Consider the following 14,131-nt stretch of genomic DNA (forward strand, 5'->3'; position numbering starts at 1 on the left):
CGTTCCCACGCGTAGCTGAAATGGGTATGATTGCTCCAGAAAATGCAGGTCTGTTCTTATCTATAAATATATCCGCTCTTCGCTCATAGCGGACCCTGGCCTGCCGTCAGTCCGCTTTGTGCCAGAATCGGACGCTTGCTTTCACGGCTTACACGGTTGCTTACCACGATATCGCATCGCACTTACTGAATTCAGTATTTGGAACAATGAGCGCCATATGGTTTTCTGCCATGCACTGTTTAAAAACTTGCTCTTTGTAACGTCCCACCTGTAAACCCAGCATGGTGCCGGACCGTTCCGCTGCGTTTTTTTCAACGTAATAGCCACAAAATTCCTTAAAGTTCTGGGGATTATCGCTATAAGTCACCGACCATCTCAGCTGAGCTTCAGCTGATTCATCTGACCGATGCTGAGGTGCCGCTTTTGCTGTTGTAGAGACAGAAAAGAGTGGATTGCCCAGTAATTTCTGTGCAAAGCGTTGGTTTTCACCGGTTATATGGCCGGTTTTACACAGCTGCAAATAGGCCTGCGAAAGGCGTTGCTCTTCAGCATCGGCAGCATGAGTGCATTCCTCCAGAACTTGTTCATTGGTCTTAGCCGGTTTTTTTTCAGTGGATATCCAGTAACTATTTTTAAAGTCCGGAACCGTGCCTTCAGTGCTGCCAAAAGGGCAAAGTGCACTGGCGCAACCCAGTAAAAGTATTGGCACGCACGTCAACGTCAGAACACGTAGCACGGAAAAGGCTTTAAGACTGCTTTTGTTCATTTTATTTTCACTTTAGTCAGCTGCAGATATGGGGTCTGAACAATGCCATTTTTTAGTGTACATAGTGCAGATGATACTCGGTCTGCTGCACAAGGTATTCTAAACTCAGTGTTTCTGGTGCTGTACTCATCGGCTGGCCACAAGTCTAAAAATTACTCATTTTCATTGGAAGCAAATCCTTATTATATTTTCCACACCATGCTGCCTGACATACCCCTTGGTAGTCCGCTTTTCGCTCAAAGCGAACATCAATAGAGTTGCATATCACGGAACCGGCAGAAGCACTCATCCTTTCCCAATGGAGATGCATACACTCACTCAGGCGTAATCTTTCATAAGAAATAAAGTTTCTGATAAGCGAACCGATAAAAGCTATGCCTGTCGGTATGATTGCCTCTGTCACTGACAGCGTTTGTGCTTTTAGAAGTGGTTCCCGGCTTTGCTTCCCCTGTGCCGGGATTTTTTATTTCTGTCACCAGACCTGCCGGAGAAACACCGGTTTAATCTTCAAAAAATCATCACAGCATGAATAGGTAAGTGCATCGATATGCATTCCCTGTAGTCCAACATTTTGCGCAAGCCGCATACAGCAATAACCCCCAACTGCCTCTGAATGACCCTACAAAAATAAAAGATAAGCATTAATCCACATGTAAAGCTCTATTAATTAAACGTTATTTCAGCTAGGAACCTTATGAACAACATCAGAATCGGCACGCGGCTTGGCGCTGCGTTTGCCTTCATCCTTCTTCTTCTGGTTATCGTTGCGTTTACCGGATTTACCCGCATTCAGTCTCTGGGAGAGACGGCGGATACGCTTGCAGGCAGCCGCTATCAGAAGGCCTCGACTGCAACCAATCTGCGTTACTATTCAACTGACCTTAGCCGGCTGGTCCGTAACGTTGTCCTGGCGGATGCACCTGACCGGAAGGCCGTCTTTAAAAAAGATTATGACAGGGTACATGATAAAATTACCGCTACGGTTGATCAGGTTGATGCCCTGCTGAAGGCACCCAAAAGCCGGGAGCTGATTGCGCAAATCAGGAGCACCGGCAGTCAGTATCTTGCCTTTTCTGATGACGTTGTCGCGCTGGGAATGGCAGGCAAGCGGGACGAGGCCGCACAACTTCTTCTTGGTCCGCGCTACCAGACCCAGGTTGACTATCTGAAAACTATTGCAGACCTGGTATCTTTTCAGGAACAACAGATGCAAACGGCGCGTAGTGCTGCTGAAGATGAACAACATGCGGCCACCATTCTGCTGACTTCGCTGAGTGCTGCCGCAATTCTGCTTGCCGTCGCCGCAGCCTGGCTCATCACCCGCAGCATTACCCGCCCACTGAGCATAACGCTTGCCGCCGCACAACGCATCGCACGCGGAGACCTGAGTCAGGCCGTCCCTGTCAGCGGACGGGATGAAACCGGTATGCTGCTCACCGCAGTTGCTGAGATGCAGGACTCGCTGGCGCAGACGGTCAGCACAGTACGCCGGAATGCCGAGAGCGTTGCCGCAGCCAGCCTGCAGATTGCGCAGGGGAACACAGACCTGTCTCAGCGCACCGAGGAGCAGGCCAGTGCACTGGAGCAGACCGCTGCTACCATGAGCGAGCTCAGCGTCACAGTCAAAAACAATGCCGACAATGCCCGTCAGGCGGCACAGCTTGCTTTTAACGTGAGAGAGGTCGCCCGTCAGGGCAGCGAGGTGACTTCCGACATTTTCGGAACCATGAAATCTATCGGCGAAAGTTCTGGCCGGATTGCGGACATCACATCGGTGATTGACAGCATTGCCTTCCAGACCAACATACTGGCCCTTAATGCGGCGGTAGAGGCGGCGCGTGCGGGTGAGCAGGGGCGTGGTTTTGCCGTCGTCGCCGGTGAGGTGCGCACGCTGGCTAGCCGCAGCGCCACAGCAGCCGGTGAGATCCGTCAGCTGATTGAGGCAAACTCTGCAAGCGTAAGTGCAGGCAGCACCCTGGCGAGCCGGTCTGTGACCACGATGGCGGATATAGTGTCATCGGTCGGTCAGTTAAGTGATACCGTTGAGGAAATTACTGCTGCAAGTGCCGAACAGGCCCGCGGTATTGAGCAGGTCGGCATCGCCGTAACGGAGATGGATGGTGTGACGCAGCAGAATGCGTCACTGGTCGAGGAATCAGCTTCAGCCTCGCAGAGCCTGCGCGAACAGGCATCCCTGCTGCTGCAGTCGGTGTCGGTGTTCACGCTTGCTGCAGTCTCTCATCCTGCAGCCACCCGGCATGCAATTGTATCTGTACCAGCCGTAGTGAAGAAAGATGCGCCTGCTGATACAGACGGAAACTGGACGACCTTCTGATATCTGGCTGCGTCCTGCAGAGCGCAGCCTCTCTCCTTTTCCGTATTGACTCTTAAGAATGTCCGCTTTGTGCCAGAAGCGGACATTTTCTTTGAGCCTGAACTGGCAAAATTCTGTCAGAATCAAAACCGTTAAACTGTGTGTGCCGCAAAGCGATTTTCAGGTAAGCCGGGGCTGACATCAGATTCAGCTTTCAGCAATGCACCGTCATATTCAGACAGCGCAGTGAGTCCCACTGTAGCCGTGGTGCAATAGAGACGGGTAAAACCCTCACCGCCGAGTGTCGGACAGGTGCTCTGGATTCCAGGTGACGTCAGAATAGCGTCTGTGGTCCCAACCGGGCGGTAACGGACAACACGGTTTCCTCCCCATTCAGCATTCCATAGATAGCCCATGTCATCCACGCAGGAGCCGTCAGGCGCGCCGCTGCCTTCGATTTCGGCGAACACGCGCTGGTTCTGCAGCAAGGGGTAATCACAGCACATTATCCGACCCTGCATCGAGTCACAGTAATAGAGCGTACCACCATCGGGGCTGAAACAGATGCTGTTCGGTATAGCGACATCGGGCAGTGCAAGCGTCTCAACAGTCAGCGTTGCCGCGTTGAGTCGATGAAACTTACCGATGACTTTAACGGGATAACCGTCATCCATCGTCCCGAAGACAAAATTACCGGCACGGTCACATCGTCTATCACCTATGCGGGTCCCGATGTCTCCCGGTGAAGCGGCCACTGGGGTAATTAAACTGCTGTTGAGATCATAGAAAGCCAGCCCTGACGCGAATCCCATCAGCAGAATGTTACTCTTTTCGGTCAGTGCAAAGGAGCCAAGGCGTTCAGGCAGCGACCAGCGCATCACTGCATCATTGCCTTCTTCTATGGCGAGCAGTTCACTGGCTTCAATGTCAGTCCAGTAGAGTCTGCGGGTTCTCTCACACCAAAGCGGGCACTCTCCAAGCGTATTCCTGACTTCAGCTGCAATTGAAAACATGTTAATCCTCCGGATATAAAAGGTCGAACTGCACGATGGCAAAAGTGGATAACGCAGTTACTGCAGAAAACGTGCAGAGAGCCGATCGCCGAAAAGCATGACGGCAAGTCCGATCAGCATGACAACCATCCCCCCCAGCCTGAGTAACGAAACCGGTCGCCGCATAGCACCCAGCAACCCATAGTGGTCAATCATCTGCGAGGAAAGTAACTGTCCGACAATCGCCAGCCCGAGCAGAGCTGAAAACCCGATTTTCGGCGCAAGCACGACATAGCTGAACAGGGCACATGCGCCTATCATTCCACCCGTCAGACTCCAGAGGGGTTGCGACGGGATCGCCGCCAGCGATGTCATCAATCCTCCCCTCAGCAGCGCGTAAACCCCCAGACTTAACGCGCCCGCCGTAAAGGAAAACAGCGCCGCAGTGACCGGGTCGCCGCCCAGTCCCTTTGCCAGCTGGCTGTTCAGGGTCGTCTGCAGAGTGATCCCCAGACCTGCGGCAAAAGCGATTACGTAATAGATCATGCTTTTCATTCCTTTCAGTCTGCCTGCTCCAGCGGCAGGAAGGTGTCAGCAAAATTGTCGGGCTGGTAGCCAGAGGCGGCAAACAGGTGCTCACGTGACTCATCAATCGCCGCCCGCAGTCGCGTGCTGTCCACGCCCAGCACCTTACCGTTCTGCTTAACGATGCGTCCGCCGATCATGACGGTGTCGATATTGCTGCGCTCGGCGGCATGAACCACCGTACCAAAGGCATTGCCGGACGGGTAAAGATTGATATCACTGGTATTAATCAGCACCAGGTCAGCCTGTTTGCCTGGCGTCAGGCTGCCCACTTTGTCCTGCATCCCTGCACAGGCCGCGCCATCAAGAGTCGCGGCTTTAAGGAGCTGCGCCGCCGGAAGCGTTTTCAGCGCATGTTCAGAATCGCAGCACTGCTGCTGATGCATGCCCATCACGCGCTGCAGGTAAAAGGCGACGCGCATCTCCATAAACATGTCGGTGCTGTACGACGTTTCATTGTCTACGCTCAGGCCAGGATTGATGCCATGACGCTGCGCGGCCTCAATGGCGAACATTCCGCTTTCGATGCCATAGTGCGAATCTGAGCGCGGGCAGACGTTCACCCGGACACCGGCTTCGCGCAGAATTTTCCATCCCTCGTCAGGCAGCGCCGTGCAGTGATTAAAAATATTGTCCGGACCCAGCAGCCCCTGCTGATGCAGTGATTTAAGTTCAGCTCCCATCTCCGCACCAAAGAACTCAGTGACAATCGACAATCCCAGTCTGCGGGCCTCGGCCCACAACTCCGGCTCCAGCTGCGCCATGACGGCGAGAGAGACCAGGCTTTCAGGGTTGTCGTTGAAATACTTGTCCTGCAGACGCTGCCAGTTTCCCGGCCAGTGCGCTTTATCCCATTCGCCAGCTACCGGTGCGCCGGAAGCATGAATGGCACGAATGCCGGTATCAAGCAGGGCCTCGACGGCGGCATCGGAATGCGCTGCGGTTCGGCTGTTGTGCGAGTTATCGATCATCGTGGTGATGCCCGCGTCAATAGCGCCAAGCGCCGTCAGCAGGTTGCCAACATAGATATCGGCAGGACGGTAATATTTAGCGAACGAGAAGTGTGTGGCATTGCTGTAGTCGTCCAGGCAGGTAGCGTTTGGGTTAATGCGGCGCAGCTGTCCTTCCCATGCGTGACGATGAGAATCGACCATTCCCGGCATGGCGATCATGTTAGTGGCATCAATGACATGCGCACCCGGTACATCAAGGTTCTGGCCAACGGCGGTAATCGTTGAGCCGTTGATGAGAATATCGCCACGCTCAATGTTACCGACGTTCTCGTCCATGCTCAGTATCGTCGCGCCACGAATCAACGTAGCCTGTAAAGTGACATTCTGATTGTTAACAATATTTCTGATGTAGTCGGTCATTAAACCTGCCTCTTTCCTGATTAATGGGGAAACGATACGTCACGTAATTACCCTGAAAAAGATGCTTAAAGCGTTTTCATAATTCATAATTAGCGAATAATCAGACTCACTTTTACCCAGGAGCAGGACGATGGATCGGATTCAGGCTATGCAGGTTTTCACGCGGGTTGCTGAAGCCGGGAGTTTTGTACGCGCGGCAGAAACCCTGTCGCTGCCTTCTTCCACCGTCACCAGCACGATTAAAAACCTGGAGAAATACCTGCAGGTGCGTCTGCTGAACCGCACGACAAGGCGGGTCAGCCTTACTCCTGAAGGCCTGCAGTATCTGGCGCAATGCCGGGAGATCCTGTCGCTAATTGAACATAGTGAATCCAGCCTGACTGAATCCATCAGACGCCCTCAGGGGCGGCTGCGGGTTGATATGCCTGGTGGAATTGCCCATTTCATCGTCATGCCCAATCTGAAAGACTTTTACCGGCATTATCCGGATATTTACCTGATGATTGGTGTCAGCGACCGGCAGGTCGATCTTGTTCAGGAAGGAGTGGATTGCGTCATCCGAACCGGGGAATTAACTGACTCCACACTGGTTGCCCGTCCGCTTGGCCGGTTTCGCTGGGTAACCTGCGCCTCTCCGGACTATCTCAGGGAGTATGGTGTCCCTGAGACGCCGGAAGCGTTGTCGCAGCATCGGGCGATTCATTACTTTTCCGGTTCGGTAAGGCGCACTAATGAACTGCGTTTCACACGAGGCACTGAGCCCTTCTCTGTTCAGGTTGAGGGGGATGCAGCCGTTAACGAAACGGGACTCTACATCAGACTGTGTCTTGAAGGTTTTGGGCTGGCACAGCTTGCTGAGAATGTGATTTCGGAGAATCTGCAACAAGGCAAACTGATCGAAGTTCTGGCGGACTGGCAGCCACCCTCCGTGCCGGTGACGATGCTCTATCCGCATCAGCGTTTTCTCTCTCCTGCCGTGCGTGCTTTTGCTGACTGGGTTGCCGGACTTTTCAACGAAGGAGCAGGTGAGAAACGGTCTTCCCGGTAAAAGACGGCTCCGGTAACAGGTAAACGCTTCAGAACGACAATTAATAGCATCCTCAGCAGAGAAACCGATCGTTTCCCCTGCTGTGTCAGCTAATTCACCCCGGCTGCTGTACAGGTTCCAGGTGAGCGTTTCGTCCGGCAGCCATTCCGGTGCAGGCACCTGCGACTGCGATTGCTGCGGTTATCAGTAATGGTACCGTCCAGCCTCCGGACAACTCCTGTACTTTGCCCAGCAACAGCGGACCCATCGCCGCCATCAGATAACCGACACTCTGCGCCATGCCTGACAACGCGGCAGCATCACCGGCGTTTTTAGTACGCAGCCCGATGAAGGTCAGACCCAGCATCATGCTGGCACCTGAGCCAAAGCCGAGAAGCGCAGCCCAAAGCATCGCCAGATTCGGCAAATACAGGATGCCGATAAATGACACCCCGGTTAACAGGCTGACGCCAGCAGCAGCTAATTTCTGATCGTTAAGACGACGCAGCGTGGCTGCCAGAATCAGGCCGGGAATGGCGGTGGTAAGCTGAAGGATGCCATGTACCTCACCAGCCTGAGCTGAAGAGAGTCCACTGTCCGTAAGAATGGCTGGCAGCCAGCCGACAGCAACATAAAACGGCATCGCATTCAGGCCCATAAACAAGGTGACCTGCCATGCCAGAGGCGAGCGCCACACCGCGACGGTCGCCGCTTTTTTCTCACCCGCTACTGGCAGCTGATGCTTCTTCTTTAACTGGGGCAACCATAAAAGCAACGCAAGCAGCGGTGCTAAAACCAGCATGGCTAACGCGATGTTCCAGCCCCAGATCTGCGTCAGAGGAATGACAATGGCAGAGCCAATGGCGCCAGCGGCGCCCATGGTGATGGAATATGCCCCTGTTACGGAAGCCACGTTGCCAGAAAAGTCACGCTTTATAAGGCCAGGCAGCAGGACATTGCCCAGAGCAATCCCGATACCTATCAATATGGTTCCGCCATAAAGCGCCCAGACACTGCCTGTGGAGCGAAGCAGGATACCCCCCGAAATCACGGCCAGGGCACCAAAAAGGGTGCGCTCCAGACCGTACTTCCGGGAAATTGATGCACTCAGGGGAGAAAATGCGGCAAATGCCAGTAAAGGCAGTGAGTTAAGCAACCCAACGGCAGTGATACTTAGCCCAAAATCATGGCGAACGGACTCTAAAACGGGTGCGATAGCGGTAAATGGAACTCGCAGGTTAATGGCAATAAAAAGGATGCCGGTCGCAAGTATGATTGAAGACCACCTGTTCGTAGTGTAGGACATAAATTTTGCGTTCTCTGGTAAAAAGAAAGACTTTAAAGGACGCATGAGTTACACAATATAGATAACCTGACAACATATAACTAAATCATGCCAGTTAATAAAAAACCGGTGACCTCACCGGATGAGTTTAATGCCGATGCTTTCAGTCAGGCTGCTATCGCGCTGCATGTATCATCGTCAGGCGAGTATGCAGGTCAGAGTCCGCACGCTCACCGTAAGGGACAACTTATTCTCTCTTTGCGCGGTGCAGTGAGCTGTAAGGTTCAGGATGCGCTGTGGCTTGTTCCACCGGGACATGCTGTCTGGGTTCCGGGAAAAATCCCCCACAGTTGTCGGGTCACGAAGAATGCAGACACCTGCTTTTTATTTATTGAGCCCGGCGCGGCAGCGATGCCGGAAACCTGCTGTACCCTTGCTATTACTCCTCTGGTCCGCGAGCTGGTTCTTTTTCTGGCAGAGCAGGAACATGCTTATTCGCCTGACAGTAAAACCGCGAGGCTGGCAGCGGTGCTGCTGGAACATATACCGGATGTGCCGGTTAAAGCGCTCCACCTGCCTGTATCCGACCATCCTAAAATCCGGAATATGGCTGAGGCACTTTTTAATGATCCTGATGACCGGAGAACGCTAAAGCAGTGGGCTGCGCATCTGGCTACCAGCGAACGATCTCTGGCCAGGCTGATAAAAGATGCGACAGGAATGAGCTTTGGTCGCTGGCGTCAGCAACTGCATTTAATGGTTGCGCTGAGCCATCTGGCAGAAGGCCAATCCGTGCAGCACGTAGCCGGAACGCTGGGATATGATTCGGTCAGCGCGTTTATTACAATGTTCAGGAAAGCGCTGGGTAAATCGCCGACACAATATTTTTCGTCCCTAAACTAATGCAACCCAACACAAACCGGATTTTTACAAAGAACGCCAGCGTCCGCTTTTCGCTCTTAGCGGACAGAGTTTTTTTACAGTGCCTGCTTCATTCGTTAGAGCGCACTACTGGTCTATAACTGCGTTCGCATTTAATTCTCAAAAGGGAGATCTGATGAAAACAGGACTACTTTCACTGGTTTTGCTGGCCACCACGCTGCTTACCGGTTGGGATGCTGGCGCGAAGGGTATTGATTGGTATAAAGCGCATGACGCGGAGCGCAAAGCTAAATATGAGGAATGCACGAAAGCCTCTAATCCACGCGGTACCGAAGACTGCCGCAATGCCATTGATGCCACTGTCTACGGCGGCTCTTTTACAAAGAGTCCCAATAAAAGTTGGTAAATTCAGGCGAGCCGCCGCCTGGCGGTTTTTTTTGCCCTTCTGCGGGAACAGGTATAACGTTCCTTCTGTCAGCCACTCAAAGGCAGATGCCGGGCACAATTGACATTACACTACCAAAAGGCAATAGTTAATTTTTAGAATCAAGTGGATCTACTATATTCGCACATAAGGAATGGATTTCTCATGTCATATAGCTGCTATTTACTTCTCAACCGGCGTGAAATGACCAGCCTGAGCTGCCCTGGTATTGGTACATTTCCTGCTTTTCCTGGTCAAAAAGAAAGCCGCAATAATCCAGAAAAAACAAACGTACCCGATATAGGCCCAATAGTTCGTGGCCGTTACTTTATTGTAGAACGACCTTCAGGCGGAAGATTAGGACCGTTTAGAGAACGCTTGTTGAAAGACATATACGGTACGGATCGCTCAACATGGTTTGGACTATTTCGTGACGATGAAAAATTGATGACTACACGTTTGTACAAGGCATCAGGCGGGGTAATTTCCGTCTGCACCCTATTAGGCCATTAGGGCTGAGTGAAGGCTGCATCACACTTCAACATCCTCTTCAGTTCAATTACATGCGCGACATGTTCCTTAAATCTGGCCCAACGCTTAACATCCCGGGCAGCCAGCTCAAAGCCTATGGAACGGTAAAGGTATACTAACGATGCGCTTTATTTTAACTATTTTTCTGTTTGTTTTTTGTGCGATTGCTATTTCAAAAGCTATTGCTGTCATAGTGCCGGTAACATTCTTTTATGCCATCGCAGGTTTTTTCAATATTAATGGCGATGAGGCAACCATCGACTTTGTAATGTCAGCCAATATCCTTATTTCTATTATTATGTCTGTTGCGCTTTTATGGGTGCTGAAAGCTGTTTTCAAAAAGCATTAAACAGGACTGTATGAGTACCATTGATTAGAAAAGTCAGTCTTCTGGCTTTAGTGAACGCTACAATCAACACCGTATCCGGTTAACTTTATGGGGCAGTGCCTCGCGCTCCTTCGCTGCATCCACCCGTTACTGTAAGAGCATTATCAGACCGTGATGGTATGAGTATGCTGCCGGATGGGCCTCTGCTCCCGCCAATTGCGCCTGCTGTACTCTTCACCACCCCTCCAACCCCCACACTTTGAGACTATTACCCTTGTCTCAGATAGCCGCAGCCAGGATCCTGCTCTATTCTCGGGGAAAATGGATTCCTCCAGGCTTTGTCGAGGCACTATGACGTACAAATCCCTGATTGCTGAAGTCCACAATCAGCAGCGCACCCTGACCGCTATTGTCGAACAGGATGAGCGCACTGCCTATTTTTACATCTGGCCAACCGACCTGTTCCGCAGCCAGTATGCGGTACGCGGCTGCTGGCTACGAAACCTGCTGCCGGCACCGGCGCAGGAAGATCGCGAGGCGATGGAGCAGGGCATTGCGCCGCTGCTCAGCGCCGAGTATTGCCGTAATCTGGAAGCGGAACCCGCGCTGGATCCGGCGGGTCTGCAGGTGCTGTGGGAGCAGAGCGATGATGGCGCGGCGCTGTGGTATTACGGCCAGCTGCTGGCGGTGATCCCCGGCTGGAGCCTCTATCAGGAGAAGCAGGTGAGCTTCTCCGCGGGCTGCATCAAAAAGAACCGGCTGACGGCACCGCTGGGATCGGCATCAACCAATGACTACTACGCCCGTGCAGAGCATCAGCGTCAGTTCTGGCGCGAATGGCACGACGGCAGCGAGTGGGATAAGGTGCAGAACGATCTGATGGCCTGCTATCAGGCGCGCTTTGGCGAGTCAGTGAAGTATTACGCTATCGATCAGGGCAGCTGGCCGCCGATGGCAATCTCCCAGCACTGGCATCAGGGCGTCTGGTATTTCCTGACCATCGGCATGAGCATCCGGCCGATGCCGCAGGTCGATTATCTGTTTGATGAACTGGCACCGCAGTATCGCCGCATTGAACTCGGCATGGCGGTTGACGGTGAAGTCATGACCGAAGGCAACGCGGTGCAGATGGCCAGCGCGCTGGCGGAGTTCGTGCATCTGCCGTGGGCGCGTCTGGCCTGGCTGGGCGAGGGCCATACGCTGGCGTCGGAAGTGGCTCCCGTCGGCTTTGAAAGCTTCCTGCTTGCCAATGAGCTGGCAACCGATCAGGCGCAGTTCTCGCTGCCAAAACGCGACGGCGATCGCCCGACTCTGCTCTGGACTACGCCGATTACGGAAGCGGAACGGCAGTTCGCGCAGGCGGATGAACATGGCGGTCAGAAGTTACGGGAATTGTTAACGGCGGATGGCAATAATCACATCTTCCGTCCGCGCCAGCAGGTCGTCAGTTCAGAAGAGTAGGCCAGCAATAGTGCGCCTGTTCGCCCATTCCCCGGCGCCCGCCGGGGATGTGATAGTTTCCATGTGAAATTAAATTTTTACAAAAATCAAACATTTCTTAAATATGTGATCCTGCTCATCTCAAGTTCCCGCTTGCCGCGCCGTTAAACCCGATCAGGCAATCGCGCCGCACCAGGTTCAGGGGAACGAAGATGTTTAAAACAACACAATCCCGCTTCACCGCAACAATGATCGCGTTCTTTGTTGCGCTTTTACTCGTTACAGTCTGGGTTATTAATCAGTTTGTCGCGCCACAGCTGGTCGATAGCGAAAGCCGTCTGGTTCGCTATCAGGTGGATTCGCTGGCTTCCGGTATCGTTGAACAGATGAACCGCGTTCAGGCCCAGCAGCGCGCCATTACCGAAGCCGCATCCGTCATGGACAGCGCCACTATCGACACCCTGTTACCGACGCTGGTTAACCAGTATCAGGACAGCAATGTGTTTGGCGGCGGGATCTGGCCACTACCAAATCGTCGTGACCCGGCCAAAGAGAAGGACAGCAGCTTCTTTGCCCGTAATGCCAGCAATGAACTGCAGGTGAACACTTACTGGAACTCCGACGCCGCTGACAAATACTGGGAGCAACCCTGGTACAAAGATGGCATGGCCGCTCCAAAAGGCCAGTGTGCCTGGGCAAAAGCCTATCAGGATGCCGCCAGCCCGCAGCCGCGCACCAACTGTGCTATGGCTATCTACAAAAACGGCACGGCCTGGGGTGTCGCCACCATCGATGTGACGCTGGGGTTCTTTAACCAGCTGGCGAAGCAGATGGGTGAAACCATTCAGGGCAACGTCCTGATCGTCGAAGCCGATGGTAAAGTCGTGGGCAATGGTGCACTGGTGAATGCCGCACCGAAGCTGGAGAACCTGGCTGACGTGCAGATGCCGATGGCAGCACCGCTGAAAACGCTGCTTAACGGTGTTGGCAATCAGCCGCTGGAAACCACCTATGACAGCAGTGAAGGCGAGCAGACGCTGTTCGTGCAGGCCATTCCAGGCAGCCCGTGGTATCTCGCCAGCAGCCTGCCAACCAGCCTGCTGAAAGCGCAGTCGCATAACATGCTGACCCGCCTGGGTCTGGTGCAGATCCCTCTGGCGGTGATCCTGCTGCTGGTGTCGCTGGGCTTTGTTCGCGCCATGATGAAACGTCTTAACGTGCTGAACAGCAACATCGAAGCGCTGTCGACCGGTGGTGCCGATCTGACTCAGCGTCTGCCAGCCAGCAACAGCCCGGAATTCAACGCCGTCGCGCAGAGCTTTAACCAGTTCATCAGCTATCTGCAGGGGCTGCTCCAGCAGGTGGGCGACAGCGCGCTGGCGATCACCGCCGCGTCGCGTGAAATTGCCAGCGGCAACGCTAATCTCTCTTCCCGTACCGAAGATCAGGCCAGCTCGATTGTAGAAACGGCCGCGTCGATGGAGCAGCTGACCGGCACCGTGCGTCAGAACGCCGACAACGCCACCCACGCTAACCAGCTGGCGGGTGACGCCTCGCAGGTGGCCGCACGTGGCACCGAAGTGGTCCGTCAGGTGGTGACCACCATGGGCGAGATTCATCACTCATCCCGTAAAGTGGTCGATATCATCAGCGTGATCGACAGCATCGCATTCCAGACCAATATCCTGGCGCTGAACGCCGCAGTAGAAGCCGCACGGGCCGGTGAACAGGGTCGCGGTTTTGCGGTGGTGGCATCGGAAGTGCGCAACCTGGCACAGCGTTCAGCCAACTCGGCGCGTGAGATTAAAAAGTTAATCGAAGAGTCGGTGGCGAACATCGATACCGGCAGCGCGCTGGTCGAGCAGGCGGGTCAGACCATGGATGAGCTGATGAAGGGCGTGAGCAGTGTGACGACTCTGATGAGTGAAATCATGTCAGCCAGCCGCGAACAGAGCCTGGGCATCGAACAGGTTAACGTTGCGATTACCCAGTTGGATGGCACCACGCAGCAGAACGCCGTGCTGGTGGAGCAGGTTTCTGCTGCCGCGCAGGCGATGGAATCGCAGAGCACCCAGCTTGAGCGGGTGGTTCAGAGCTTCCGACTGTAATCCCTCTCCAGGCCAGCCCTGCTGGCCTGATTTTCTCTCTGCTTCATCCGCTTATCTCCGCCTGACCCGGGTAAAA

12 protein-coding genes and 1 pseudogene are annotated in these 14,131 nt (G+C 53.7%); 8 read left to right on the plus strand and 5 right to left on the minus strand.

The window, feature by feature from the left end; all coding sequences use genetic code 11:
• Positions 1 to 160: 160 nt before the first annotated feature.
• Positions 161 to 766, minus strand: coding sequence for a hypothetical protein (locus GVJ63_RS00005; RefSeq protein WP_010670695.1), 606 nt, complete (start codon positions 764 to 766; stop codon positions 161 to 163).
• A 694-nt stretch (positions 767 to 1,460) separates the two neighbouring features.
• Between GVJ63_RS00005 and GVJ63_RS00010 the strand changes: the two genes are divergently transcribed.
• Positions 1,461 to 3,101 (plus strand): methyl-accepting chemotaxis protein, encoded by a 1,641-nt coding sequence (locus GVJ63_RS00010; protein ID WP_159226244.1) that lies wholly within the window; start codon positions 1,461 to 1,463, stop codon positions 3,099 to 3,101.
• 131 nt (positions 3,102 to 3,232) lie between these two features.
• On the opposite strand, the gene GVJ63_RS00015 is transcribed toward GVJ63_RS00010, so the two are convergent.
• Genes GVJ63_RS00015 through GVJ63_RS00025 form a run of 3 tightly spaced genes read right to left on the minus strand, consistent with a single transcriptional unit; the run spans position 3,233 to position 6,030 of the window.
• Positions 3,233 to 4,093: an SMP-30/gluconolactonase/LRE family protein gene (locus tag GVJ63_RS00015; protein WP_159226245.1), complete on the minus strand. Its 861-nt coding sequence runs from the start codon at positions 4,091 to 4,093 to the stop codon at positions 3,233 to 3,235.
• A gap of 57 nt (positions 4,094 to 4,150) precedes the next feature.
• Positions 4,151 to 4,618 carry a DMT family transporter gene (locus tag GVJ63_RS00020; RefSeq protein ID WP_010259088.1) on the minus strand — a complete coding sequence of 156 codons (468 nt, stop codon included), beginning with the start codon at positions 4,616 to 4,618 and terminating at the stop codon, positions 4,151 to 4,153.
• A 14-nt stretch (positions 4,619 to 4,632) separates the two neighbouring features.
• Positions 4,633 to 6,030, minus strand: coding sequence for an amidohydrolase family protein (locus tag GVJ63_RS00025; protein WP_010259087.1), 1,398 nt, complete (start codon positions 6,028 to 6,030; stop codon positions 4,633 to 4,635).
• A 130-nt stretch (positions 6,031 to 6,160) separates the two neighbouring features.
• Here GVJ63_RS00025 and GVJ63_RS00030 point away from each other — a divergent pair, with 130 nt between their 5' ends.
• Positions 6,161 to 7,078 carry a LysR family transcriptional regulator gene (locus GVJ63_RS00030; RefSeq protein WP_010259086.1) on the plus strand — a complete coding sequence of 306 codons (918 nt, stop codon included), beginning with the start codon at positions 6,161 to 6,163 and terminating at the stop codon, positions 7,076 to 7,078.
• A 94-nt stretch (positions 7,079 to 7,172) separates the two neighbouring features.
• On the opposite strand, the gene GVJ63_RS00035 is transcribed toward GVJ63_RS00030, so the two are convergent.
• The gene (locus GVJ63_RS00035) at positions 7,173 to 8,363 is read right to left on the minus strand and encodes an MFS transporter (protein ID WP_029519302.1); all 1,191 of its coding nucleotides are present in this window, start codon (positions 8,361 to 8,363) and stop codon (positions 7,173 to 7,175) included.
• Positions 8,364 to 8,450: 87 nt separating this feature from the next.
• Between GVJ63_RS00035 and GVJ63_RS00040 the strand changes: the two genes are divergently transcribed.
• The 6 genes and pseudogenes from GVJ63_RS00040 to GVJ63_RS00065 all read left to right on the plus strand — a co-directional run bounded on the left by GVJ63_RS00040 (position 8,451) and on the right by GVJ63_RS00065 (position 14,055).
• A complete protein-coding gene (locus GVJ63_RS00040) occupies positions 8,451 to 9,245 on the plus strand; it encodes a helix-turn-helix domain-containing protein (RefSeq protein ID WP_010259082.1) in 795 nt (264 codons plus the stop codon).
• Positions 9,246 to 9,399: 154 nt separating this feature from the next.
• Positions 9,400 to 9,630, plus strand: coding sequence for an EexN family lipoprotein (locus GVJ63_RS00045; RefSeq protein ID WP_159226246.1), 231 nt, complete (start codon positions 9,400 to 9,402; stop codon positions 9,628 to 9,630).
• A gap of 222 nt (positions 9,631 to 9,852) precedes the next feature.
• A pseudogene (locus GVJ63_RS00050) lies at positions 9,853 to 10,298 on the plus strand (DUF2778 domain-containing protein).
• A gap of 2 nt (positions 10,299 to 10,300) precedes the next feature.
• A complete protein-coding gene (locus tag GVJ63_RS00055) occupies positions 10,301 to 10,528 on the plus strand; it encodes a hypothetical protein (RefSeq protein ID WP_010254235.1) in 228 nt (75 codons plus the stop codon).
• Positions 10,529 to 10,858: 330 nt separating this feature from the next.
• Positions 10,859 to 11,968: a suppressor of fused domain protein gene (locus tag GVJ63_RS00060; protein WP_159226247.1), complete on the plus strand. Its 1,110-nt coding sequence runs from the start codon at positions 10,859 to 10,861 to the stop codon at positions 11,966 to 11,968.
• Positions 11,969 to 12,159: 191 nt separating this feature from the next.
• The gene (locus tag GVJ63_RS00065; RefSeq protein WP_022625996.1) at positions 12,160 to 14,055 is read left to right on the plus strand and encodes a methyl-accepting chemotaxis protein; all 1,896 of its coding nucleotides are present in this window, start codon (positions 12,160 to 12,162) and stop codon (positions 14,053 to 14,055) included.
• Positions 14,056 to 14,131: the final 76 nt, after the last annotated feature.

It is taken from the genome of Pantoea sp. 18059, assembly GCF_902706165.1.
Classification (GTDB): Bacteria; Pseudomonadota; Gammaproteobacteria; order Enterobacterales; family Enterobacteriaceae; genus Pantoea; species Pantoea agglomerans.

Bases quoted from the DNA above. Each gene is read 5' to 3' on its own strand.
- GVJ63_RS00005 (WP_010670695.1), bottom strand. From the start codon at position 766: ATGAACAAAAGCAGTCTTAAAGCCTTTTCCGTGCTACGTGTTCTGACG.
- GVJ63_RS00035 (WP_029519302.1), bottom strand. From the start codon at position 8,363: ATGTCCTACACTACGAACAGGTGGTCTTCAATCATACTTGCGACCGGC.
- GVJ63_RS00065 (WP_022625996.1), top strand. From the start codon at position 12,160: ATGTTTAAAACAACACAATCCCGCTTCACCGCAACAATGATCGCGTTC.
- GVJ63_RS00060 (WP_159226247.1), top strand. From the start codon at position 10,859: ATGACGTACAAATCCCTGATTGCTGAAGTCCACAATCAGCAGCGCACC.
- GVJ63_RS00055 (WP_010254235.1), top strand. From the start codon at position 10,301: ATGCGCTTTATTTTAACTATTTTTCTGTTTGTTTTTTGTGCGATTGCT.
- GVJ63_RS00010 (WP_159226244.1), top strand. From the start codon at position 1,461: ATGAACAACATCAGAATCGGCACGCGGCTTGGCGCTGCGTTTGCCTTC.
- GVJ63_RS00015 (WP_159226245.1), bottom strand. From the start codon at position 4,093: ATGTTTTCAATTGCAGCTGAAGTCAGGAATACGCTTGGAGAGTGCCCG.
- GVJ63_RS00030 (WP_010259086.1), top strand. From the start codon at position 6,161: ATGGATCGGATTCAGGCTATGCAGGTTTTCACGCGGGTTGCTGAAGCC.
- GVJ63_RS00020 (WP_010259088.1), bottom strand. From the start codon at position 4,618: ATGATCTATTACGTAATCGCTTTTGCCGCAGGTCTGGGGATCACTCTG.
- GVJ63_RS00045 (WP_159226246.1), top strand. From the start codon at position 9,400: ATGAAAACAGGACTACTTTCACTGGTTTTGCTGGCCACCACGCTGCTT.
- GVJ63_RS00040 (WP_010259082.1), top strand. From the start codon at position 8,451: ATGCCAGTTAATAAAAAACCGGTGACCTCACCGGATGAGTTTAATGCC.
- GVJ63_RS00025 (WP_010259087.1), bottom strand. From the start codon at position 6,030: ATGACCGACTACATCAGAAATATTGTTAACAATCAGAATGTCACTTTA.